We start from the raw sequence: 23,208 nt of genomic DNA, 5'->3' as shown, positions 1-23,208 counted from the left end.
GTGTGAATCGCTTAGTGGGGTAAACTGCCCCATATGATGACTGTACGCATTGGATGAGAGGCATCATTTCATATGACCCATTAGCTCAGTTGGTAGAGCATCTGACTTTTAATCAGGGTGTCGGGCGTTCAAGTCGCCCATGGGTCACCATCGACTGTTCAAGAGCCCACGAGGCTCTTTTTTTTAAAGTTTTTTATTCTGAATTGATGAAGGAGGACCCATGTATTCAGATTTTCATCTACATACGGCTTTCAGTGATGATTCGGATTATGCAATGAAATCATCCATCGAACAAGCAATTGCTTTGGGCCTTGAAGAAATTGGTTATGCTGAACATCTTGATTATGGAATTGATAGCGTCGATCAGTGTGATATCCCCTTGTATTTAGAGACAATTGGGGACTATCAAAAAAAATATAAAGGCCAGATTGAAATTCGTCAGGGGATCGAATTTGGTATCCAGTCCCACACCATTTTAGAATATCAGAAGACCTTTGATGCTTATCCCTTTGATTTTGTCATTTTATCCATTCACCAAATTAATAACCAGGAATTTTGGCGCAATGAATACCAAGAGGGTAAATCCCGGGTCGCCATATTGGAAGGATATTATAATGAACTGCTTTCCGTTCTATCCCAATACAATGACTATAGCTTTTTAGGGCATGTTGATGTCATCAATCGGTATGTGGAAGGGGGCCCTTATTTAACAACACGAAACCGTGATCAAATCGCTGAGATTTTTAAACATATTATCGATAGGGGAAGAGGGATTGAGATTAATACTTCATGCTATCGTTATGGGCTCAAGGATTTAACCCCTTCTCGGGAGATCATCCGTCTTTACAAGGATTTAGGTGGTGAGATCATTACCATTGGTTCGGATGGACATAACCAGGAGGAGTTGGGATTTAAGATTCTTGAAACCCAAAATGAATTAAGGGAAATGGGGTTTAAAGCGATTTATACCTTTAAAGAAATGATGCCAGTTGGTCATTTGCTGTAAGATTTCGTTAAAATGAAAATATTACTTGTCAAGTTGTAAAATTTGCAGTAAAATTAAATGAACGCATTAAGATGAACGACCATCCGGGGCTTCACCCCGGTTTTTTGTTGATTTAATTCCTTTATAAAGGTAGGTAACTATGAAAGAACAACAGCCCATTATTAATATTGCTGTCATCGCCCATGTCGATGCTGGTAAATCGACTCTCGTGGATGCCCTTCTGGGACAAAGCGGCGTCTTTCGTGAAAATCAGGAGGTCGTTGACTGTATTATGGACAGCAACGATTTAGAGCGAGAACGAGGGATCACCATTTATTCAAAGAATTGTTCCATCATGCATGGTGATATTAAGATTAATATTGTCGATACACCGGGACATGCCGATTTCTCTTCTGAAGTAGAACGAATTCTAAAGACGGTGGACACTGTGATTTTGTTAGTAGACTCCAGTGAAGGTCCCATGCCACAGACCCGTTTTGTCTTGAATAAATCCTTGGAACAGGGACTGCGCCCCATTCTTTTTATCAATAAGATCGATAAAAAGGATCAACGCGCCGAAGAAGTTGTCGATGAAGTTTTTGACTTGTTCGTTGAGTTAAAGGCTAATGACGAGCAATTGGATTTTCCCATCCTTTATGGTGTGGCCAAGGAAGGGATTGCCAAATATGAAATGGAGGACGAAAGCAAGGATTTGACCCCACTTTTTGATACCATTGTTAAACATGCTGGGGTTCCTGAGGATTTAAGCTTAGAGCCACTCCAGATGCAGATTTCGACCTTAGCCTATGATGATTATATCGGGCGTTTAGGAATTGGCCGGGTATCCTATGGGACCATCCATGCTGGGGAAAACCTGGAGGTGGTGAAACGGGATGGTAGCTTTGAAAAAGTTCGCGTAGGTCAGATCTTTGTATATCGGGGATTATCCCGGGTAGAAGTTAAAGAAGCTAAGGCAGGAGATATAGCCGTGGTTTCTGGAATTCCGGATATCTCCATTGGCGAAACTATTGGTGAAGTCAACCAGGTCCAGCCTATGGAATTAATCGAGATCGAAGAGCCAACTCTATCCATGAATTTCCTGGTTAATTCCTCACCCTTTGCCGGGAAAGTAGGTAAATTTGTGACCACCCGGCACATTAAGGCTCGATTGGAAAAAGAGCTTGAAGTCAATGTTGGGATGACAGTTGAGCCACTTCCAGATACCACTGAAGGTTATAAGGTATCGGGCCGTGGGGAGCTGCACCTTTCCATTTTGCTTGAAAACATGCGCCGGGAAGGCTACGAAATTTCGGTTTCCAAGCCAGAGGTTATCATGCACCGGGATGAAAATGGGAAGAAGCTGGAACCGGTAGAACAAGTTGTAATCAGCGTACCGGATGAGTATTCCGGAGCCGTTATTAATAAGCTTAATCTTCGCAAGGGATTAATGGTGGGGATGTCCTCAGATGAAGGCTGGACCAATCTTGAATTTAATGTACCAACCCGGGGACTTTTGGGTTATCAGAGTGAGTTTATCAATGATACCCACGGTGAAGGCACCCTGGTCCGTCGATTCAATTCCTTTGAACCATATATGGGAGAAATTCCTGGTCGTCAGAATGGGGTGTTGATCTCTGGTGTTGCCGGAGAAACCATGGCCTATTCCCTGTACAATTTAAGTGATCGCGGGATCATGATGGTAGGACCCAGCACACCGGTCTATGAAGGAATGGTCATTGGGATTAATAACCGTAGTGATGATATGGTGGTGAATCCCATCAAGAACAAGAAGCTGACCAATACCCGGTCATCAGGTGCTGATGATGCTTTGAAACTCATCGATCCAAAGATTTTTACCCTTGAGGAAGCCTTGGAGTTTATTGAGGACGATGAGTTGGTGGAGATAACACCAACGGATATTCGCATTCGGAAGAAGATTCTTTCTGAATTAGATCGTCGTCGTTTCAGACGGAACTAACCATAAAGAGAGCCAGAACAGCTAATCGCTGTATCTGGCTCTTTGTGGTTTATAGATTAATTCTGTGTTTGAGGCTTTTCCATCGCACGATTAATGGCAGAAACCAAGGCTTTGACGGAGGCCACGATAATATCATTATCGATACCGGCTCCCCAGATCGTGCCATTGCCTTCCAGGGTGATACCAACGTAGGCAACCGCTTTGGAAGTAGAACCATGTTCCAGGGCATGCTCTCCGTATTTTAAGTCTGTATAGGGCGTGTTCATGATCCCCTTGATCGCATTGCACACAGCATCGAATCGGCCATTGCCTTCTCCGGAACAGGTGCTTTGTACGCCGTCCCGTTCAACCACGACATCTGCCTGCATCCGTCCTTCAGGCAGTTGGGTGAAATGATACTCTGGCAGGGAAAAGCGTTCATCTTTATTCACATAGGTCGTGTTAAAGATATCGTAAACTTCTTCTGCAGAAAGCTCTTTATGCTTATGGTCTGAGACATCCTTAACGGTATAGCCCAGATCCTCACGCATAAGTTTTGGCAGATCATAGCCATATTTTTGTTCCAGAACATAGCCAATACCGCCTTTGCCGGACTGGCTATTAATTCGGATCACGTCTTTTTCATAAATCCGGCCTAAGTCTGTGGGATCGATGGGGAGATAGGGGACCGTCCATTTATTGGTGTGCTGTTCCTCCCGGTAGTTCATCCCCTTGGCGATGGCATCCTGATGGGAACCGGAGAAGGCGGCAAATACCAGAGCCCCACTATAGGGCTGGCGTTCGTAGACGTGCATCCGGGTGTTGCGTTCATAGGCTTCGGTGATTTCTGGCAGATTATTGAAGTTTAACTTGGGGTCCACACCGTGGGTGTACATATTCAGGGCCAGGGTAACGATATCGACATTCCCTGTCCGTTCCCCATTGCCAAAGAGGGTCCCCTCAATGCGATCGGCTCCAGCCAGTAATCCCAGTTCAGAATCGGCTACGGCACAGCCCCTGTCGTTATGGGGATGGAGGGACACCACGACATTTTCCCGATAGGCCATATTATCACACATATATTCAATCTGGCTGGCGTAGACATGGGGGAGTGACATGGATACGGTAACGGGCAGATTGATGATGACCTTATGATCCGCGGTGGGCTGCCATACATTAAGAACGGCGTTACAGATATCCAGGGCGAAGTCCACCTCGGTGCCGGTAAAACTTTCCGGGGAGTATTCAAATTGGAAATTTCCTTGGGTTTCTGCCGCTAAATCCCTGAGCATCACAGCGCCGTCCACGGCAATTTGAATGATTTCTTCCTTTGATTTTCGAAAGACCTGTTCACGCTGTGCCAGGGAGGTTGAATTGTAAAGATGAACGATGGATTTTTTACAGCCCTCCAGTGCGGCAAAGGTCTTACGGATAATATGCTCCCGGGCCTGGGTTAACACCTGGATGGTGACATCCTCTGGAATGAGGTCCTGCTCGATCAAAGCCCGGAGGAAACGGTATTCCGTTTCAGAGGCAGCGGGAAAGCCCACTTCGATTTCCTTAAAGCCAACGGAAACTAAATATTGGAAATATTCAATTTTTTCATCAAGACTCATGGGGATGATCAGGGCCTGGTTGCCATCCCGAAGGTCCACGGAGCACCAAACGGGTGCTTCGGTAATATATTCCTTTTCCACCCATTTGTGGGAGGAAACCGGGGGCATAAAATAGCCCCGACTGTATTTTTTGTGATTCATCATGATTTTATTCTCCTTTTTTCCCAAAATAATAAAGCCTCTATGTCTAAAAGACATAGAGGCGAAAGTTGACGCTTACGCGGTACCACTCTAATTCACAGCCTATATTGGCTACCTTTATCAGATACGTCCCAAGGGATTATATCCTCCTGATATAACGGTCAGATACCGGCGATGCCTACTTGGCGGTTCAGCATGCTACTCCAAGGCCAGTTCAGATGTCCGTTCAGTCCGCTTCACATCAGCCAGCGGCTTTCTGTACCTTCTGGAAATCTTACTACTCCCCATCACTGTATTACCAGTATTCTACTTGACATTTTTTTATTTGTCAAGGATAGAATAAAATAAATCTAAAGAAAAAGTTTTCTAAGCAAAGAGAGCAGCGTAAATCAGAACGATGATCCCAAGGATAATCCGGTAGTATCCAAAGACTTTGAAGTCATGCTTCCGAATATAGCTCATTAAGAATTTAATGACAAAGACTGAAACGATAAAAGCCACCACCATCCCAACAAGAAGCACTGCGGCCTCAGTTCCAGAAAAGCCAAAGCCGGTACGGATAAAGAATTTAAGCAGCTTCATTAGACTGGCGCCCAGCATAACCGGAACCGCCAGAAAGAAGGAAAATTCAGCGGCGACTTTACGGGATGTTCCCAAAATGGATGCCCCAAGGATGGTCGAGCCTGAACGTGAAGTCCCCGGGATAATGGAGAGTGCCTGAAAAAAGCCGATTCCCAAGGCTGTTTTAAAACTCAGCTCATCCAGGGAATTGATTTTGAACTGTCGATGCTTATTCCGATTTTCAATGACGATAAAGGCAATCCCATAGACAATCAGAGCAATGGCGACGCTGATAAAATTATAAAAGTGGGTATTAAACCAATCGTCCAAAGGAAGACCAATGATAGCGGCAGGCAGCATGGCGACGATAATCTTGGCCCAAAGATTCCAGGTTTTCTTTTTCTCCACTGGTGTTTTGGTACCGGAGAAGGGGTTAAGCTTATGGAAATACAGCAGGAGAACAGCCAGAATGGAGCCAAATTGGATCACGACCAGGAACATATCCCAGAAGTCCTTTGAAACGTTCATATGGATGAACTCCTCCAATAGAATCATATGACCAGTACTGCTAATGGGGAGCCACTCGGTAATTCCCTGTACGATACCGAATAAAGCTGCCTTTAAAATTTCGAAAAACATGAACGATGCGTTCCTCGCTTTCTTTAAATTTAAATTTTATTTTACCACAAAGAATTCGATAAATATATAGATTCAGGATTACAGAATTGTAAGGAATGGATAAAGCGATTCTTTACTTTACTTCTCCTTAAGTTTTCTTTTATATCCCCTATTTCCTGTGCTATAATAATACTAATTATGTGCAATGGAGGAGACCATTCGAATGAAAGTATCATTTATACATACAGGCGACCTGCACTTGGGGCGCCAGTTTCACTTCAAGCGTAATGGCGACGTGTTTGGAAGCAACAAGCGCACAGATCTTTGGAGGACCTTTGATAAGATTCTGAACACCGCTGAAAAGAATCAAATTGATTTACTGCTTATTGCAGGAGATTTGTTTGATTCCGATGAAATAGAGATGAGCGAAATTAACCGGGCTGCGGATAAATTCAGTAAGCTTAGCATGACAAAGGTGGTTATTTTAGCTGGAAATCATGATTATTATAGCAGTGTTGCGCTATATGGCTTAGTGGATTGGCCAGACAATGTCAACATTCTACATAGTGGTCGGATGGAGTCTATTTATTTTCCTTCTTTGGAAACAGAAGTCTTTGGTTTGAGCTGGGTGAAAAATGCTTATTCTGATATCCCCTTTAAAGGACACCTGGAGCTGGAGGAAGACCGCAATAACATCATGATGCTCCACGGGGACGCCTATAGTCGTGTCTCAGACTTTATGCCACTGAATATTGGAGATTACGATTATTTCGACTATGTTGCCCTTGGGCATTTTCACAAGTATGAGATGCTCACAAAAAGAGCGGGCTATTGTGGTAGCCCAGAAGCCCTTCACTTTGGGGAAACCGGGGACCATGGGGTGATTGTCGGACAAATTGAAAATCACCGTTGTCATACTCAGTTTATAAAAATACAGGAACGGGAATACGTGACTGCTGATGTGGAAATCACCCCTGATTTGAGCATGGACGATATCCTGGAAAAAGTCATCGATATTGCAGGAGAACAAAAACGTCATCGGGATTTCTTCCGGATCAACCTGGTGGGTTATTGCGATACGGACTTATCCCTGGGTTGGTTGAGCGATGAACTTCAAAGCCACTTTTATTATTTGGAATTAGACGGAAGTCAATTGGAATACGATCTGGATATTGACGGGATACTCGAGGATAATAAGGATAATATTATTGGACGTTTTATCCAGGAAATGCGGCGCTTTGGGGATGATCCCGTGGCAAAAAAAGCCCTTTATTACGGTTTGGAGGGTGTTCTGAAGGAAAGGGGTACCAAATGAAAATAAAAACACTTAACCTCATCGCCTTTGGAAAATTCCACAACAAAACCATTGAAATTTCTGATGGCTTCAACCTGATTTACGGCGGCAATGAGGCTGGAAAATCAACGATTCAGCATTTTATTGAAGGCATGCTTTTTGGCTTTTATAAGCCCTATCGCAAAAAAAGAACCTATAATGATGATTATTATCGTTTTAAGCCCCGACAGGGAGATCGTTATTTTGGGACCATGATTTTTGAAGATGATAATGGGCAAGATATTCGAATTGAACGGGATTTCCTAAAGGCCAGAGATGGTGTCCGTCTCTTTGACAATGTTACAGGGGAGGATATCACAGAAACATACCCTTACGATAATGTTACCCGTCAATACCAGCCCCTGGGCTTTGGAGGCTTCAGCTCCGTTATGTACAATAATACGGTCAATGTCAAACAAATGGCATCGAAGTCTGAAGAGGAGTTGGCCCGGGAGGTCAATGATCGCTTAGTGGATATGGCGACAGAAACGGGAGATGAACTCTCCGTTAACAAAGTGCTTGACTATCTGGAGGGTAAAAAGAAAGCCATTGGATCCACTGGAAAAAGCAAATCCAATTATGGAATGACGGTCCGGGAGAAACGTAATCTTGAGGGAATCCTCAGTGAAAGCGAAGCGGTTTATGGGCAGATTCGAATGAACCAAAAACGCATTCAGCAGTACAAGCGTAAAATTGAGCAAGCCCAGGGACGAAGTGATGAGTACAAACGCCGAGCAGAGGCTCAAAACGCCAAGGAACAGGCCGCAATGGCGGAAAAGCTGGCAGCGATTAAAGCCGAAGGGGATGCCATAGAGAAACAGCTTGAGGAATTAAGCAGCGCCGAAGGGCTCGATAATCGGGTTTTCGGTCAGCTCCAGGTCATGCAGAGCAGCTTGGATGCCGTTGGCAGTCGAATCGCACGACTCACGCGTCAAATGGATCAGATTGATGAAGAGCGAAGGGATATCGCAAGCCGGTGCCGCCGATTTGAAAACAGCCTGGGTGGATTTACCCAGGAACAAATTGAAGCAGATTATTTGGCCTATGGACAGGCAGTCAGCCAACACTACACTCCAGAGCAATTACCGGAGATATCAGGTGAAATGCAGGAAACTCAAGTGGTGGTAAAGAAGGGGACGCTTGAGGATACAGTAAGTTTTATTGGTTTTGACCCAGCGCCCCTTATTATCGGGATTGTTCTAGGGGCACTTTTCTTTCTCTTTTCGGTCATTAATCCTGGGGGCTTACTGCCCTATGCGGGACAGGTGATTTTGAGTTTTATAGGACTTTTGGCAGGGTTAGGCTGTGCTGGCATTCTGATACTGCAAAAACGAGAGTTGAAAAATGGGGGGGTATCTCCAGGGGACTCTGCCTACAATGACGACTGGGATGATGAGGATGAGGACTGGGAAGATCAGGGGCATGCCGGCTTTTTTGATGACCTGGACGATGGAGAAGACTTTGGCGCAGACCGCTTTTCTGGTAACACGGCAGAGCAATGGGCAATACTATCGGATGAGGATGACGAAGAAAATCTTTATTTTGATGACAACAGATCTGAAGGCTTTTTGGACGATGCCCAGGAAGAGCCAGTCGCTCCTGGCCAAGAAATATTGGATAAGTACAATATGGCAGATCCCGAGGCTTATGAGGCTTTCATCCTACGGTGCCGGGAAATCTTTGAACGTTACAATAAGCTTCTTTTAGAGGGGGATCGGCTCAATGTTCGCATGGAGGAATTGGAACACGAAAAGTGTGATTTAGAAGACGAACGCTATAAATATCGTACAGCTATTGAGGATGCATTGAAGCAGGGGGGGGTCAGCAGTATTGAAGAATACGGCCGTGCCTGTGCATCAAGCGTAGAAGCTGAAGCCCTTCGGGCAAAGCTGGCCGCCAACCGCCGCCTGTATGATGAGTTGACTCAGAATGATTTTATCCTGGCCAGTACCCTGGAAGAAGATCCCGTATTAATGACGGGAAGCCATGGAGAAGAAATTCGTGCCCGGGAGGCAGTTGAGGCTTTTAATCATGAAATTGCCCGGATTCAGGGAGAAAACACCTCATTGATGAATGGGGTAGGGAATCCTGTAGAAATTCGGGAAAGGATTGAAACCCTTGAAAATGAAATTCGTGTTTATGAGGATGAAATCCGTGCCTGTGATTTGGCGGAGAAATTCTTTAAAAGTTATTTCAAAAGCACCCATTATGACAACGCCCCAAATCTTAACCAGAAGATTGGCAGTATCATCCACAGCATCACCCAGAAATACCATGAGGTCCGGGTGGATGATCAGCTGCGGATTCGGGTGGTAGATCCCCAAAGCGGGGAACTCCTTTCGATGGATCAGTTAAGTGGCGGAACGATGGATCAAATTTACTTAGCCCTGCGTTTCGGGGTTGCCGGTATTGTGGATGCGGGAAAAACAATGCCGATTATTTTGGATGACCCTTTTGTACAATACGATGATAAACGGAAGGCAGAGGCTGTCAAATACATTTCGTCTCTGGCACCAGATACGCAAGTCCTGCTCTTTACCTGTACGGCTGATGAAAAACACATTATGGATGATAATGGCTATCCTTACGTTGGTATTGGAATCTAAATAATTGGGAGAACCCTATGAAACTGGAGAAAGTAAAGCAATTACTGAATGCTGCCGTTCTCACTGGTGGCGAACATCTGGATGAAGAGGTATACGTCGCCTGTGGATGTGATTTAATGAGTGATGTTCTGCGCTATGCTAAGGATGATGGCCTTCTTTTGACGGGTCTGGTGAATAAGCAGGTCCTCAATACGGCTGATATCGCCAATATGCGCAGTGTGGTTTTTGTCCGTTCCAAAGTCCCAGGAGAGGCAATTTTAAAAATGGCCAGGGATATTGATATGCTTATCATGACCACCGATTTGCCACTGTTTGAATCCTGCGGTATTCTGTATAGCGACGGTTTGAAGGGAGCGACACCAAATAATGAGCTATAACCTTGAGTTCGATGTCGAACGGGGTGATTTTGATAAGGCGGGAGAAGCCTCCCGAAAAATCAAAAAAAGCCTGATGCAGATCGGTGTTAATAATAAAATTATAAGGCGCATTGCCATCGCGGGTTACGAAGGGGAGATGAACTTAGCGATCCATTCCGATGGTGGGTGTATTAAGCTGATGGTAGAAAGCAATTGTGTTACTTTGGCTTTGGAGGATGTTGGACCAGGTATCCCAAACTTGGATTTAGCCATGACGGAAGGCTGGTCTACCGCCACCGATTCGGTGCGGGAAATGGGTTTTGGAGCAGGGATGGGTCTTCCCAATATGGAGAAGAACGCTGACACTTTCCATATAGAATCAAAGGTCGGAGAAGGTACGAAGATTCGGATGAAATTCAACCTCTGACCGGAAAAGAGAGTAGAAATGGGCAGTATCTTTCATTCGGTTTATTTAGACCGGGATAAATGCCTTGGCTGCACTACCTGTTTACGGAGCTGCCCCACTGGGGCAATCCGTGTTCGGGAGGGGAAAGCTAAGATTATTGAATCTAAATGTATCGATTGTGGGGAATGCATCCGCGTTTGTCCCCATCGGGCAAAATTAGCCAAGACGGATACCTTGGCCAGTATTCATGAATTTGATTATCGGGTTGCCATCGTTGCACCGACACTGATTGGTCAATATCCACTTAAATATTCCATTGACCGCATCCTGAGTGCTCTTAAAGCACTGGGGTTTGATGAAGTGGTCGAAGTTGCCAATGGTGCAGAGGTGGTTGGATCGGCATTAGGGGAAGAATTTGCAGATAGGGAGCGTCCGCGACCCATTATATCTTCTGCTTGTCCCGCAGTCTCTAAGTTAATCCAGGTCCGTTTTCCAGAGCTAACCAAAAACATCACTACACTCAAATCACCCATGGGGGTTACCGCTCGCATGGTGCGCAGACGTCTGGAGGCGGAAAAAAACCTACCAGCAGAGGATGTGGGGGTGTTTTTTATTACCCCGTGTGCAGCAAAGGCCACTGAAGTCAAGGATCAGGAAAATAAAGATGATAATTATGATATTATCAATGGCGCCATTGCCATAAAGGATATTTATGGTCCCCTCCGGGCCCAGCTCAAGATAGTGGAGGAAGAGTCGGGTCTTCACAGAGCGACCCCCGATGGCTATCGTTGGGCTCTTTCTGGTGGGGAAAGCCGTTATGCAGGGGGGCGGCGGAGTATCCACGTCCATGGGATTTCCAATGTGATTGCAGTTTTAGAGGAAATTGAGAATGGTAATCTGGAGGAAATTGAATTTGTTGAAGGGTTGGCTTGCATTGGCGGATGTGTTGGCGGATGCTTGACTGTTGAAAATAATTTTGTTGCCCGGATGGTCATCGATGTCCGGGCCCGGGGTGAAAGTGGTGGACAATTTGAAACGACCCCGAAAATCCGTTGTGCCACGGAGGATGGCCTTATCGCTGATGGGCTGCGGCGAAAGCATCCTCTTCAGTCCAGGGAATTCAAACCATTGGATGAAGATTTTTCCAGATCATTGGAAAAGATGCAGCAAATCGAAATTTTGGAACAACGTCTTCCGGGTCTGGATTGTGGCTCCTGTGGGGCACCGGGCTGCCGGGCACTGGCAGAGGATATTGTTACGGGACATGCCCGGGAAATTGATTGTGTTTTCGTGTTAAAGGATCGGGTTTTGGAGCTGTCAAAGCTGACCAGTGAAATGCTGCAGATGGGACATCCCATGGAAAAAAATGGAGAAGGAGAACAAAACGATGAAGGTTAAGGATCTATTGAATTTAGACGGTTTTATCCCGGCAAATCCAGAATGTATTGCGGAGCAGGTCATTGAAAGCGGTTATGTTGGTGATTTGCTAAGCTGGGTGATGGGAAACGCAGATAACGGGTGTGCCTGGGTGACCATCCAAACCCATCTCAATATTATTGCAGTGGCCACCCTTTTAGAGATGGCTTGCGTCATTATCCCGGAGGGGGCGGAGATTGAGGCGGATACCTTAGCTAAGGCAACGGAGGAAGGGGTGCCGCTTTTTACCACGGAAAAGAATGCTTTTGAAGTGTGTGCACTGCTGGCATCCTTTGACATAAAATGACCGCTACTGCTGTGGATCTGCACATGCATTCCATTCTATCGCCCTGTGGGGATGAGGCCATGACACCCAATAATATTGTTGGGATGGCCCTTTTAAAAGAACTGGATGTCATCGCAGTGACAGATCATAACACCGCCCGAAATTTACCGGCCATCATGGCACTGGCCAAAGGGGAAGGTCTTTGTGTATTGCCAGGGATTGAGGTGACCACTAAGGAAGAGGCCCATATTTTAGCGTATTTTGAAACCTTGGAGGCTGCCCTTGCCTTGGATGCTGTTTTGTATGAGCACCTTCCGGATATTCCAAATCGACCGGATTTTTTCGGCCCACAGTTAATTTTGAATGAAGAGGATGAGGTGATCGGTCATCTTGATAAACTCTTGATTTCGGCCACAGACATCGGCGTCAATGCCTTAATGGAGATGGTCATCCCCCTTGGGGGTATTTTGGTACCGGCACACATTGATCGAAAATCCTATAGTCTTGTGGCATCTCTGGGATTTATCCCTCCGGAGCTGCCAGTGAGCACCCTGGAGGTTTCCGCTGTGGGGGATATTGAATCCGTTAAAAATAAGTTTCGGTTCTTTCGGGACTATCAGTTCATTCAGGGGTCGGATGCCCACTGTCTGGAGGATATAGCTGAACGGAAGTATTTTTTAGATTTACCGGACTTAAGGCGATCAACAATACTGCAAAAATTGGGACAAAATTGTACCAATGTCCATTGAATTGATACTATTTTGTCAAGAAAATATAGAAAATTATGTTATCATGGCTTTGGGAGTGTGTTATACTAAAGCAGAGTAAAGAATGTGCACTTGCTTTTGATTGCGCAGAAAAAGAGGAGGAGTAATTTTGGCTGAGTATGTATCAACTGATAATCTTGATGTTGTCAAGGGCATCGTCGAAAAACACCGGGAAGTTCCTGGTTGTTTGATGCGTATCCTTCAGGATACCCAGGAACAATACGGCTACCTGCCACTGGAACTGCAGGAAGTTATTGCGGATGAGCTGGATGTTCCATTAACGGAGGTTTATGGTGTGGCGACCTTCTATTCCCAATTTACGCTTAAGCCCAAAGGACAGTATAAAGTGGGGGTGTGTCTGGGAACTGCATGTTACGTTCGAGGCTCCCAGGATATTTTGGACGAGGTTGTGGGGATTCTCGGTACGACTGTAGGAGAAACGACAGAAGATGGAAAATTCTCCGTGGATGCGACACGCTGTGTAGGCGCCTGTGGGCTCGCACCCGTTATGATGATTAATGAAGAGGTTTATGGTCGTCTGACGCCTGGTGAGGTGAAAGATATCCTGGCAAAGTATTAGGATAAGGACCAATGAAGGAATTGTCCTTACACATATTGGATATTACCCAGAATTCCATCCGCGCTGGGGCCACTTTGGTGGAGCTATGTATTGTGGAGGATACCCTGGAGGATTTATTATCCATTACCATTTCAGATGATGGATGTGGCATACCAAAGGATCGATTAGCAGACATTACCAATCCCTTTGTTACCTCCCGAACGACTCGAAAGGTCGGCTTGGGCCTGCCCCTATTTAAAGCGGCGGCGGAAGGTTGTGACGGATGGTTTACCATTCGTTCAGAGGAAGGGGTGGGGACGACGGTAGAGGCTGTTTTTAAACGCAGTCATATCGACCGGGCCCCTCTGGGGAATATGGCGGATACTGTTGTGACCATGCTTTTATCCTTTAACCAGGCAGAGCTTTTATATAGTCATCATTATAATGGAAGAACATTTGAATTCGACACGCGTCAGATTAAGGCTATTCTGGAAGCAGAAGACCTGCTGACGGATCCTGAAGTGCTGGGCTGGATACGGGGATACGTTGCCGAGGAACTTGAGGAAATCATGGAGGAGTAATATGAAAAAGTCGCTAGAAGAGCTTAAAGCAATCAGAAGCAAAAAACTCGAAGAAATTAATTTACGAAAGGGCCGAAACGGCTATCGTGTGGTCGTTGGTATGGCTACCTGTGGTATTGCTGCCGGAGCCCGTCCGGTTATGGTTAAACTGATGGAGGCTGTAGAATCAGAAGGACTGAGTGAGGTAACCATCGCTCAAACGGGCTGCATCGGTGTGTGCCGTTTAGAGCCTATTGTGGAAGTATTTGATCCCCAAGGGGAAAAGACCACCTATGTTAAGATGAGTCCTGAAAAGGTTGCTGAGATTGTAGAAAAACATCTTAAAAACGGGGAAGTTGTTGAAAAGTACACCATGACTGTGGTTGATGGGAAGGTCATCGATCCCGTCGCAAAGGCCTAAGGAGGAGCTCAATGGCATATAAACGTTCTCAAATTCTACTTTGTGGTGGAACTGGCTGTACTTCATCTGGTTCTGCATTACTGACCAAGGAATTTGAAAAGGAATTAAAGAAACATGATTTGTTGGATGAAGTTGATATTACAGTGACTGGGTGCTTTGGTCTGTGTGAGCTGGGCCCAGTGGTCATTATTTACCCGGAAGGTACTTTTTACAGCCGGGTAGAAGTGAGTGATATTGCAGAGCTTGTTGAAGAGCATCTGGTTAAAGGGCGGCCCTTGGAACGCCTGGAGTATACTGAATCAACAGATGGCCGCCACGCACGCTCCATTAATGAGCTGGGCTTTTATAAAAAGCAGATGCGTGTTGCCCTGGCCAATTGTGGGGTGATTAATCCTGAAGATATTGATGAATATGTTGCCTTTGATGGCTATACGGCGTTGGAAAAAGCCCTGCTTAAGATGACACCACAAGGGGTTATTGATTGTATTAAAGATTCAGGGTTACGTGGTCGAGGTGGTGGTGGATTCCCCACGGGCCTCAAATGGCAATTCGCCAAAAATGCTGAATCACCAGATGGTGTGAAATACGTGGCTTGTAATGCTGATGAAGGGGATCCCGGAGCCTTTATGGACCGTTCAATCCTCGAGGGAGACCCCCATCGCCTCATTGAAGCCATGGCCATCGCAGGCTACGCCATCGGGGCACAGATGGGCTATGTTTATGTCCGGGCAGAATACCCTATTGCTGTTAAACGGCTGCAGATTGCCATTGATCAGGCAAGGGATTATGGTCTCCTTGGGGAAAATATTTTCGATACCGATTTTTCCTTTGATTTAGATATCCGTTTAGGGGCTGGTGCCTTTGTCTGTGGTGAAGAAACGGCATTGATGAATTCGGTTGAAGGGAAGCGTGGCGAACCGCGTCCCCGCCCACCATTCCCAGCGAATAAGGGCCTTTTTGAACGTCCCACAGTGCTCAATAATGTAGAGACCTATGCGAATATCCCGACGATTATCAACGAGGGTGCCGAGTGGTTTGCTTCTTTAGGGACTGAAAAATCTAAGGGAACCAAGGTTTTTGCCTTGGGTGGTAAGATTAATAATACGGGTCTTTTGGAAATTCCCATGGGGACTACCATGCGGGAAATCATTTATGAAATCGGTGGAGGCATCCCCAACGGCAAGGCCTTTAAGGCGGCGCAGACCGGTGGCCCCTCTGGTGGCTGTATCCCGGTATCCAAGCTGGATACCCCCATTGATTATGACAACCTCATTGCCATCGGTTCGATGATGGGCTCCGGGGGACTGATCGTTATGGATGAGGATAACTGTATGGTCGATGTAGCCCGTTTCTTCCTGGATTTTACCCAGGACGAATCCTGTGGGAAATGTCCACCCTGCCGTATTGGAACCAAGCGGATGCTGGAAATCCTTGAACGCATTTGTAATGGGGAAGGCCAGGAAGGTGATATCGAACGTCTGGAAGAGCTGGCAGAAGGCATTAAAGCTTCCGCATTATGTGGCCTGGGCCAGACCGCTCCGAATCCTGTTTTATCAACCATCAAATATTTCCGCGACGAATACGAAGCGCATATTAAGGAAAAACGCTGTCCGGCAGGTGTGTGTAAAAAGCTCCTTAACTACACGATTATCGAAGATAAATGTAAGGGCTGTGGCATTTGTGCGAAGAAATGTCCGGCAAGTTGCATCACTGGCGAAAAGAAAAAGCCCCATAGTATTGATATAACAGCCTGTATTAAATGTGGGACCTGTATCGAGGCTTGTCCCTTCGGCGCCATTACGAAAGCATAAAGGAGGTTGTGGAAATGAAAGATGTAACATTTAAAATTAATGGTCGCGACGTCACTGTCCCGGAAGGGACCACGGTGCTTGAAGCGGCGAAAATGCAGGGCATCGATATTCCGACTTTATGCTACCTGAAGGATGTCAATGAAATCGGGGCTTGCCGGATGTGTCTGGTGGAAATTAAAGGGGCCCGGGCCCTCCAGGCTTCCTGTGTCTACCCCGTTGCCGAAGGAATTGAAGTTCTGACCAATACAGAAAAGGTTCGAAAAGCCCGCCGGGTTAATCTGGAACTTATTTTATCCAACCATAACCGGGAATGCACCAGCTGTGTCCGCAGTGAAAACTGTGAACTCCAAAAGCTTTCCGTAGACTTGGGTGTCACCAGTATTCCCTTTGAGGGAGAAAAATCCGGAGAGTGGATTGACGATTTATCAACTTCCATCGTTCGGGATGAAACCAAGTGTATTTTATGCAAGCGCTGTGTGGCGGTGTGCCGCAGCATTCAGGGTGTTGGTGTTTTAGGACCTGCTGGCCGTGGGTTTAATACCCATATTCGCCCAGTGTTTGATAAATCCATTGCTGAAGTTGGCTGTATAAACTGTGGCCAATGTATTGTTAATTGCCCAGTGGGAGCCCTGAAGGAAAAAAGTGATATCCAAAAGGTATGGGATGCCATTGAAGATCCACAGAAAATCGTGGTCGTAGAATCGGCACCAGCCGTCCGTGCAGCTTTGGGTGAGGAGTTTGGACTACCCATGGGGACAAATGTAACGGGTAAGCTGGCAGCCTCTTTGCGTCGCCTCGGCTTTGACCATATCTTTGATACGGATTTTGGAGCGGATGTCACCATTATGGAGGAAGGCACCGAGTTAATCAACCGTGTGACCAAGGGGGGCGTGCTGCCCATGATTACCTCCTGTTCACCGGGATGGATCAAGCTGATTGAAACCTACTATCCCGAAATGCTCGACCATTTATCCAGCTGTAAATCTCCCCAGAATATGACGGGGGCTCTTGTCAAAAGCCATTTCGCTGAAATGAATGGCATTAATCCAGACGATATCGTCGTTGTGTCTGTGATGCCTTGTACCGCTAAAAAGTTTGAATCCCAACGGGAAGAGCTAAGTGTTGACGGTCGCCAGGATGTGGATATTTCCATTACAACCAGGGAGCTGGCCCGGATGATTAAGGAAGCTCGAATTGACTTCCTGGCCCTTCCCGATGAAGACTTTGATCCATACTACGGTGAATACACTGGTGCTGCCGTTATCTTTGGCGCTACTGGCGGTGTAATGGAAGCTGCTGTTCGAACGGTTGCGGATATCTTAAATGATAAAGATATCCAGGAAATAGACTACGAAGCTGTACGCGGCGTTGAGGGCGTTAAAACAGCCGATGTGGCGGTTACTCCGGATTTAACGGTGAAAATCGCGGTTGCCCATGGTGGTGCTAATATCCGTCAGGTGATGGATGCCTTAAAGCGCGGCGAATTTGATGATTATCATTTTATCGAATTCATGGGATGCCCCGGGGGTTGTGTCAACGGTGGGGGACAGCCCATTGTATCCTCCAAGGTCCGTATGGAAAAGGATATCCGTGTGGAACGAGCCAAGGCATTGTACAATGAGGACGAAGCCAAAACCTATCGGAAATCTCACCAGAATCCAGCGATTATAAAATTGTACGAAGAATACCTGGGTGAACCCGGTGGGCATAAGTCGCATAAACTCCTTCACACCAGCTATAGTGCAAAACCGCGTATCAAATAATCAAAAGAAGGATGAAGAGTAAGTAACGAAAAAATAGCAAGGCAGACCATCATCTGGTGCCTTGCTATTTTTGTATTTATAGCTTATCGCTCAAACGTTTTTTATTCCGGCGACCGCCCTTTTTGTGGTGACGGATTACGAGGATAATGACGATCACAATGAGGACAATCCCCAAAATGATGCCATAGAGGGCCAGAGCATAAATAGACGGATTTTCAAAAAATGTCGTCATGGAATTGGAAACTGCCGTTTTGGTATCCCGGGCATTGTTATACTGGGCTGGAATAACGCTGATGCCAGATTCATTTTTAGCAAAGGAGCCTGCATAACTTGCCAGGGCAATCCAGGCCTTGGCATCTTTGCCCTCTTTCGTTTTACTTATAAAGGCTGCTGTATCCGTATTAGTGTTTCCATTGGCATCCCTTGGGGTCAGTGTGACAAGGCCCTTGGTCATGTCCGTAACCAGTCCGGTCATATCGGCCAGGTATTTACTGCAGGTCATATGGTAGAGCTTATCATCCACAATGGGGGACCAGTTTCCTTGACTATCCTGGACATCCACGGAAATCACCTTATCCATGGGGAGACGGCTATCATTATAAGTATAGCGCAATCCTGAAAGGGAAAGCTGAATGTCCGGAATCATTTTGGAAAAGGCTGGATCCAATTGACAGAGGGTTTTGATTTCTGATCCATAGAGATAAAAATCAACCAGAGGATAGCCCATGCTGCCATCGGCGCTTTCACCCAGGGACTGGATGTTAAAGACCTGTGAGGTGGTTAAATCCCCCTTATAAATGGTGTCTCGAATGAGTCCGGCGCAGGTAACCGCAATGGTGGCATCTATCCCATTTTGTTTGGCATAATAAAGTTGGGAATCGGTGACAATATCTCCAATATTGTTATTTCCAAAATTTTGCAGTGCATCCTCACTGCGGTCGAAATTAATATTCGATATAGCCAGGACACCATCGTACTGCATGCCAAGGGGTGTCAGAAAATTGGTTTGGACACTGGCCTTGTAGGTTTCTGCAAATTTTTTGATGGCTTCATCCTGGGGAATGCTGTTGGTGCTGGCCTTTAGAGCATAATCCTTTACTGTGGTACTGCCATCGGCTTTGAGGGTTAAATCCAAAACCCCGAGGTTCTGCCCCCGCCAGCCTGCACTGACAATGGTGGTGCTGCCTTCGGTAATGGGGGATTCCAGCGTGGTATGGGTATGCCCACTGACGATGACGTCAATATCGGGGACGGCCTTGGCTAATTGCTGATCCTCAGAATTTTTAATGTCTTCTTCTGTTCCGCTGTGGGAAAGACAGATAATGATCTGGGCACCCTGGGATTTGAGATCCTCCACACAAGATTTTGCTGTATCGGTAACATCAGCAAAGGATAAGGGAGCGTAGTCAGCGGTAAAGGATTGGGCATCTTTACCCATTAAGCCAAATACACCAATCTTTATACCATTTTTTGTGATGATCTTTGTTTTCAGACTGCCGTAGGTTTCAAAGGCCTGCTGGATCGATTTTGAGTCGTCGTCTTCCCCAAACACCAGATTGGAAGCCAGGAGGGTGGGGTGGGGATTGGATTTAGCAGCAGCCAATAAATCGGATTTTAGAGCCTCTGTGCCGTAATCGAATTCGTGGTTTCCCAGGGTAGTGGCATCGTAGCCCAACTGGCCCAGAAGGGTAAGGTCTGGGGCTTGAGTACGGTAAAGGCTGTTGAACAGTGTACCCATGGAATAGTCTCCGGCATCCACCAGGAGGGTACTGTCGTTGCGGTTTTGTTTGATCAGCGTTGCCAGGCGGGCGTATCCCCCCATAGTGGTTACATTACTCTGGTTATCCAGCGTTTCATAGGGGAGGATGTTGGAATGTAGATCGTGGGTGAATAAGACACGGATGTCCTGATTGCTATCCTCTGCGTAAGCGGCGGTGGGCACAGAAAAGAACAGCAAAAGAATGGTCAGAAGAAAAATAGGCCAGCGTCGTTTCATGGGGTTCTCCTTAGTTTTTTTATTATTAATATTATATCAGAAAACAGAAGGGATGTAAAAATTTTAGAAAAACGTCGGAGCACCTTCCTTTAGAAAGCTTAACAAATGTAAAAAACATCGTGAAAAACTTGACAAGAAAAAAATCCATTGGTATACTCCTATTAAGTTAGGGAAATACTAACTAATTAATTTGAGGATAGAGCGATGTCATGTAGAAAACAAGAACTCTTTAGAGCATATCTCAAGCTGCTTGAATTGGAAAATCAATGTGCAAATGCCACCTTACCTGAATATAAGGAGGGCGATTTAACGCCGCGACAGGTGTATTACTTACGCATTATTGACGGGTACGATGCTTTGACCTGTAGTGATTTGGCCCAATATACGGATAATTCCAAGCCGACAGTAACGGAGATGGTCAACAAATTTATTTCTTGGGATTGCGTGGTAAAGCAGCGGTCGGATACGGACCGTCGGGTCTGTTACATTCGATTAACGCCGAAGGGCAAGCGCATTGCCCGGGCAGAGGAAATGCAGTATCTGCGGCTGGTGGAGCATATTGAAAACAGCTTGACCGAAGAAGAAGTTAAACAGCTGATTGGACTGCTCAACAAACTATCGATTTACACGGAGGTGGAAAAATGACGATGGAATTAAAGAATGCTCCGGTCATCCCCATCACTGAAACGGTGATTTTCCCGGGGATACAAAACCGGATCTTTGTCAATGATGTCATTGGCAACAATATTAAAAAATATATATTAGATCAGAATACTTTGGCTATGGGTGTGACAACCCGGCGATATAACGATTATGATTTGTTAACGGATGAGGATTTCCACCGCGTGGGGGTACTTCTGCGCTTCGATAATATTGAGAAATCTGAAAATGGGTACATCATTGAAATCAATACCCTGAGAAGGGGGCATGTCATCCATATTGATCATACTGAGTCTGGCTTAACGGCGGATTATGTGGAGCAGCCGGATTTCCCGGATCTAACCGTTGAGGAAGAGAAGGAAATGACCGCCTACATTAAGCATCTTATGGGAGATATCGGTCGGAATTTCAGGGGAGCAGATTATTTCCTGAAGCTTCTTTCTGAGGTGGAATCGGTCCAGCAGCTCATTGGTTATACGGTGCCGATGATGGGGATCCCCATTGCCCAGAAGCAGGAGCTGCTGGAGCTGGATTCCCAGCGGGATCGGGCTCTGCGCTTCATTGACTTTGTCATTAAAGAAAAGGACTCTGTGCATCTGCAGCTGGAAATTAGTAAGAAATACGCCAAGAATAAGGACCGTGCTTACCGGGAAGCCATGCTTCGGGAACAGATGAAGAATATCCAGATTGAACTGGGGGAAATGGGCGCTGAGGATATGGGCGGCCCCTACGAAGAGGATGAGGATTACCGAAAGCGGATTGATGGCTCTGATATGCCCGAAAATGTCCGGAAGGTTGCCCTGAAGGAGCTTAAAAAGCTGGAATCCTCTCCCCCGGGAAGTGCCGAGGTCAATGTCATCATGAATTATTTGGATTTGCTTTTAGAGATGCCCTGGCATTCTGAAATCAAAGAAATTGACATTGAAAAGGCCCGGGAAGTCCTGGATGCCCACCATTATGGCATCGATGAGGTTAAAAAGCGAATTATCGAGCATTTAGCGGTCATGAAGCTTAAAAAAGATAAACAAGGCTCCATCGTCCTTCTAGTGGGTCCTCCGGGTACCGGTAAAACCAGTCTGGGTAAGAGCATTGCAGAGGCCCTGGATCGGGAGTATATCCGAGCCAGCCTTGGCGGCGTCCGGGATGAATCTGAAATTCGTGGGCATCGCCGGACCTATATTGGAGCAATGGCAGGTCGAATTATCAAAGGCATCGCTGGTTGCGGGACCATGAATCCGGTTTTTATTCTGGATGAAATTGATAAGCTGGGCATCGGCAACCAAGGTGATCCATCGGCGGCCCTTTTGGAAGTATTGGATCCTGAACAGAACAACACCTTTGCCGATCATTATCTGGAGGTGCCCTACGATTTGTCTGATGTATTTTTCATTGCGACAGCCAATGATTTAAGCACCATTCCCACACCCCTTTTGGACCGGGCAGAGATTATCGAGCTGTCCTCTTACACTAATCAGGAAAAATACCATATTGCCGTCGATCACCTGCTGCCCAGGGTTTTAACGGACCATGGACTGACACCAGAGCAATTATCTGTCAATGAAGAAGCCATGATGCAGACCATTGAGGATTTTACTGCTGAGTCCGGTGTCCGGGGTCTGACAAAGCAACTGGCTAAGATTGCCCGGGCGACCACGGAACGTATTGTTACCGGGAAGCTGGATCAGGTGACAATCACCCCGGAAAACCTCCACGATTATTTGGGAAACAAAACGAGAAGGCACGAACGAGCCGGGGAAGAGAATGCCCCTGGAGTGGTCACAGGAATGGCCTGGACATCCGTCGGGGGTGAAATCCTCTTTACCGAGGCGACTCTGATGCCCGGAAATGGTAAAGTGACCCTCACCGGCCAGTTGGGGGATGTTATGAAAGAAAGTGCGACCATTGCCATGAGCCTCATTCGCTCACGCCTGGGCGAAAAGAAACGGGGGTTTGATTTCTTTTCCTACGATACCCATATCCATGTCCCTGCGGGGGCGACTCCAAAGGATGGCCCCAGTGCTGGTGTGACTATGACTACGGCATTGGCTTCTCTGGTAACGGGGATTCCTGTGGACAGCAAACTGTCCATGACCGGGGAGATTACCTTAACCGGCCAGGTCCTTCCTGTGGGTGGGATTCGGGAAAAGGTGATTGCGGCCCATAGAAGTGGTATTAAACGGGTTATGTTGCCCCTGGAAAACAAACGGGACCTTGAGGATATTCCAGAAGAGGTCCGAAATGATCTGGAATTTGTCTTTGCGCAGACGGTGGAGGATGTGCTCAAAACCGCCTTGGGCATTGAGTTTCCCCAGTACGATATCAGCTTTGACCTCACCTTCAATAAGCCGAAGGTCGAGAAAGACGATTACGCATCGGTTATTCTTTAAAAT

19 protein-coding genes, 1 tRNA gene and 1 other annotated feature are annotated in these 23,208 nt (G+C 46.3%); of the genes, 17 read left to right on the top strand and 3 right to left on the bottom strand.

Going from position 1 to position 23,208, the window contains the following annotated elements; genetic code table 11:
* Nucleotides 1-74 precede the first annotated feature (74 nt).
* From BLU30_RS10965 to typA, 3 genes are all read left to right on the top strand, one after another.
* Nucleotides 75-150 (top strand) — tRNA-Lys (locus BLU30_RS10965).
* 70 nt (nt 151-220) lie between these two features.
* Nucleotides 221-1,006, top strand: coding sequence for a histidinol-phosphatase HisJ family protein (locus BLU30_RS10960; protein WP_090246353.1), 786 nt, complete (start codon nt 221-223; stop codon nt 1,004-1,006).
* 139 nt (nt 1,007-1,145) lie between these two features.
* A complete protein-coding gene (gene typA, locus BLU30_RS10955) occupies nt 1,146-2,963 on the top strand; it encodes a translational GTPase TypA (RefSeq protein WP_090246351.1) in 1,818 nt (605 codons plus the stop codon).
* 56 nt (nt 2,964-3,019) lie between these two features.
* Here the strand turns inward: typA and BLU30_RS10950 are convergent, their stop codons facing one another.
* Both BLU30_RS10950 and BLU30_RS10945 read right to left on the bottom strand, forming a co-directional pair.
* Nucleotides 3,020-4,702 (bottom strand): 2-isopropylmalate synthase, encoded by a 1,683-nt coding sequence (locus tag BLU30_RS10950; protein ID WP_090246350.1) that lies wholly within the window; start codon nt 4,700-4,702, stop codon nt 3,020-3,022.
* A 51-nt stretch (nt 4,703-4,753) separates the two neighbouring features.
* Nucleotides 4,754-4,999: a binding site (T-box leader), on the bottom strand.
* 66 nt (nt 5,000-5,065) lie between these two features.
* Nucleotides 5,066-5,899, bottom strand: coding sequence for an undecaprenyl-diphosphate phosphatase (locus BLU30_RS10945; protein WP_090246348.1), 834 nt, complete (start codon nt 5,897-5,899; stop codon nt 5,066-5,068).
* A gap of 202 nt (nt 5,900-6,101) precedes the next feature.
* On the opposite strand from BLU30_RS10945, the gene BLU30_RS10940 reads away from it, so the two are divergent.
* The 12 genes from BLU30_RS10940 (at nt 6,102) to BLU30_RS10885 (ending at nt 18,162) form a co-directional block, all read left to right on the top strand.
* Nucleotides 6,102-7,193, top strand: a complete 1,092-nt coding sequence (locus tag BLU30_RS10940; RefSeq protein ID WP_090246346.1) for a metallophosphoesterase family protein — start codon at nt 6,102-6,104, stop codon at nt 7,191-7,193.
* Nucleotides 7,190-9,817, top strand: a complete 2,628-nt coding sequence (locus BLU30_RS10935) for an ATP-binding protein (protein ID WP_090246345.1) — start codon at nt 7,190-7,192, stop codon at nt 9,815-9,817. The genes BLU30_RS10940 and BLU30_RS10935 overlap by 4 nt, the downstream gene beginning before the upstream one ends.
* Nucleotides 9,818-9,834: 17 nt before the next feature.
* The gene (locus BLU30_RS10930) at nt 9,835-10,194 is read left to right on the top strand and encodes a hypothetical protein (RefSeq protein ID WP_090246343.1); all 360 of its coding nucleotides are present in this window, start codon (nt 9,835-9,837) and stop codon (nt 10,192-10,194) included.
* Nucleotides 10,184-10,600, top strand: coding sequence for an ATP-binding protein (locus tag BLU30_RS10925; protein WP_090246342.1), 417 nt, complete (start codon nt 10,184-10,186; stop codon nt 10,598-10,600). The genes BLU30_RS10930 and BLU30_RS10925 overlap by 11 nt, the downstream gene beginning before the upstream one ends.
* 18 nt (nt 10,601-10,618) lie before the next feature.
* Nucleotides 10,619-11,977, top strand: a complete 1,359-nt coding sequence (locus BLU30_RS10920) for a [Fe-Fe] hydrogenase large subunit C-terminal domain-containing protein (RefSeq protein WP_090246340.1) — start codon at nt 10,619-10,621, stop codon at nt 11,975-11,977.
* Nucleotides 11,967-12,302 (top strand): AraC family transcriptional regulator, encoded by a 336-nt coding sequence (locus BLU30_RS10915; RefSeq protein ID WP_090246339.1) that lies wholly within the window; start codon nt 11,967-11,969, stop codon nt 12,300-12,302. Before BLU30_RS10920 ends, BLU30_RS10915 begins: the two co-directional genes overlap by 11 nt.
* Nucleotides 12,303-12,325: 23 nt before the next feature.
* Nucleotides 12,326-13,030, top strand: a complete 705-nt coding sequence (locus BLU30_RS10910) for a PHP domain-containing protein (protein ID WP_242873573.1) — start codon at nt 12,326-12,328, stop codon at nt 13,028-13,030.
* A gap of 127 nt (nt 13,031-13,157) precedes the next feature.
* Complete coding sequence (locus BLU30_RS10905; RefSeq protein WP_090246334.1) at nt 13,158-13,628, top strand: NADH-quinone oxidoreductase subunit NuoE family protein; 471 nt, start codon at nt 13,158-13,160, stop codon at nt 13,626-13,628.
* Between the two features lie 11 nt (nt 13,629-13,639).
* A complete protein-coding gene (locus BLU30_RS10900; protein WP_090246332.1) occupies nt 13,640-14,188 on the top strand; it encodes an ATP-binding protein in 549 nt (182 codons plus the stop codon).
* Nucleotide 14,189: 1 nt separating this feature from the next.
* Nucleotides 14,190-14,588, top strand: coding sequence for a (2Fe-2S) ferredoxin domain-containing protein (locus tag BLU30_RS10895; protein ID WP_090246330.1), 399 nt, complete (start codon nt 14,190-14,192; stop codon nt 14,586-14,588).
* A gap of 11 nt (nt 14,589-14,599) precedes the next feature.
* Complete coding sequence (nuoF, locus tag BLU30_RS10890) at nt 14,600-16,399, top strand: NADH-quinone oxidoreductase subunit NuoF (protein ID WP_090246328.1); 1,800 nt, start codon at nt 14,600-14,602, stop codon at nt 16,397-16,399.
* Between the two features lie 14 nt (nt 16,400-16,413).
* A complete protein-coding gene (locus tag BLU30_RS10885; protein WP_090246326.1) occupies nt 16,414-18,162 on the top strand; it encodes an NADH-dependent [FeFe] hydrogenase, group A6 in 1,749 nt (582 codons plus the stop codon).
* Between the two features lie 76 nt (nt 18,163-18,238).
* Here BLU30_RS10885 and BLU30_RS10880 read toward each other — a convergent pair whose 3' ends face one another.
* Nucleotides 18,239-20,158, bottom strand: coding sequence for a bifunctional metallophosphatase/5'-nucleotidase (locus BLU30_RS10880; RefSeq protein WP_090246325.1), 1,920 nt, complete (start codon nt 20,156-20,158; stop codon nt 18,239-18,241).
* 204 nt (nt 20,159-20,362) lie between these two features.
* On the opposite strand from BLU30_RS10880, the gene BLU30_RS10875 reads away from it, so the two are divergent.
* Together BLU30_RS10875 and lon are read left to right on the top strand one after the other, a co-directional pair.
* Nucleotides 20,363-20,803, top strand: a complete 441-nt coding sequence (locus tag BLU30_RS10875; RefSeq protein ID WP_090246323.1) for a MarR family winged helix-turn-helix transcriptional regulator — start codon at nt 20,363-20,365, stop codon at nt 20,801-20,803.
* Nucleotides 20,800-23,205 (top strand): endopeptidase La, encoded by a 2,406-nt coding sequence (gene lon, locus BLU30_RS10870; protein WP_090246322.1) that lies wholly within the window; start codon nt 20,800-20,802, stop codon nt 23,203-23,205. The genes BLU30_RS10875 and lon overlap by 4 nt, the downstream gene beginning before the upstream one ends.
* Nucleotides 23,206-23,208 lie beyond the last annotated feature (3 nt).

It is taken from the genome of Eubacterium barkeri (genome assembly GCF_900107125.1).
Taxonomy (GTDB): domain Bacteria; phylum Bacillota; class Clostridia; order Eubacteriales; family Eubacteriaceae; genus Eubacterium_O; species Eubacterium_O barkeri.
Note: the sequence above shows the minus strand (reverse complement) of the source record. Positions and strands in the feature narration are given on the sequence as shown.

Coding starts and splice junctions, on each gene's coding strand:
- typA (WP_090246351.1), top strand. CDS start 1,146: ATGAAAGAACAACAGCCCATTATTAATATTGCTGTCATCGCCCATGTC.
- BLU30_RS10895 (WP_090246330.1), top strand. CDS start 14,190: ATGAAAAAGTCGCTAGAAGAGCTTAAAGCAATCAGAAGCAAAAAACTC.
- BLU30_RS10880 (WP_090246325.1), bottom strand. CDS start 20,158: ATGAAACGACGCTGGCCTATTTTTCTTCTGACCATTCTTTTGCTGTTC.
- BLU30_RS10960 (WP_090246353.1), top strand. CDS start 221: ATGTATTCAGATTTTCATCTACATACGGCTTTCAGTGATGATTCGGAT.
- BLU30_RS10910 (WP_242873573.1), top strand. CDS start 12,326: ATGCATTCCATTCTATCGCCCTGTGGGGATGAGGCCATGACACCCAAT.
- BLU30_RS10915 (WP_090246339.1), top strand. CDS start 11,967: ATGAAGGTTAAGGATCTATTGAATTTAGACGGTTTTATCCCGGCAAAT.
- BLU30_RS10900 (WP_090246332.1), top strand. CDS start 13,640: ATGAAGGAATTGTCCTTACACATATTGGATATTACCCAGAATTCCATC.
- BLU30_RS10945 (WP_090246348.1), bottom strand. CDS start 5,899: ATGTTTTTCGAAATTTTAAAGGCAGCTTTATTCGGTATCGTACAGGGA.
- BLU30_RS10930 (WP_090246343.1), top strand. CDS start 9,835: ATGAAACTGGAGAAAGTAAAGCAATTACTGAATGCTGCCGTTCTCACT.
- BLU30_RS10920 (WP_090246340.1), top strand. CDS start 10,619: ATGGGCAGTATCTTTCATTCGGTTTATTTAGACCGGGATAAATGCCTT.
- nuoF (WP_090246328.1), top strand. CDS start 14,600: ATGGCATATAAACGTTCTCAAATTCTACTTTGTGGTGGAACTGGCTGT.
- BLU30_RS10925 (WP_090246342.1), top strand. CDS start 10,184: ATGAGCTATAACCTTGAGTTCGATGTCGAACGGGGTGATTTTGATAAG.
- BLU30_RS10875 (WP_090246323.1), top strand. CDS start 20,363: ATGTCATGTAGAAAACAAGAACTCTTTAGAGCATATCTCAAGCTGCTT.
- lon (WP_090246322.1), top strand. CDS start 20,800: ATGACGATGGAATTAAAGAATGCTCCGGTCATCCCCATCACTGAAACG.
- BLU30_RS10950 (WP_090246350.1), bottom strand. CDS start 4,702: ATGATGAATCACAAAAAATACAGTCGGGGCTATTTTATGCCCCCGGTT.
- BLU30_RS10940 (WP_090246346.1), top strand. CDS start 6,102: ATGAAAGTATCATTTATACATACAGGCGACCTGCACTTGGGGCGCCAG.
- BLU30_RS10885 (WP_090246326.1), top strand. CDS start 16,414: ATGAAAGATGTAACATTTAAAATTAATGGTCGCGACGTCACTGTCCCG.
- BLU30_RS10935 (WP_090246345.1), top strand. CDS start 7,190: ATGAAAATAAAAACACTTAACCTCATCGCCTTTGGAAAATTCCACAAC.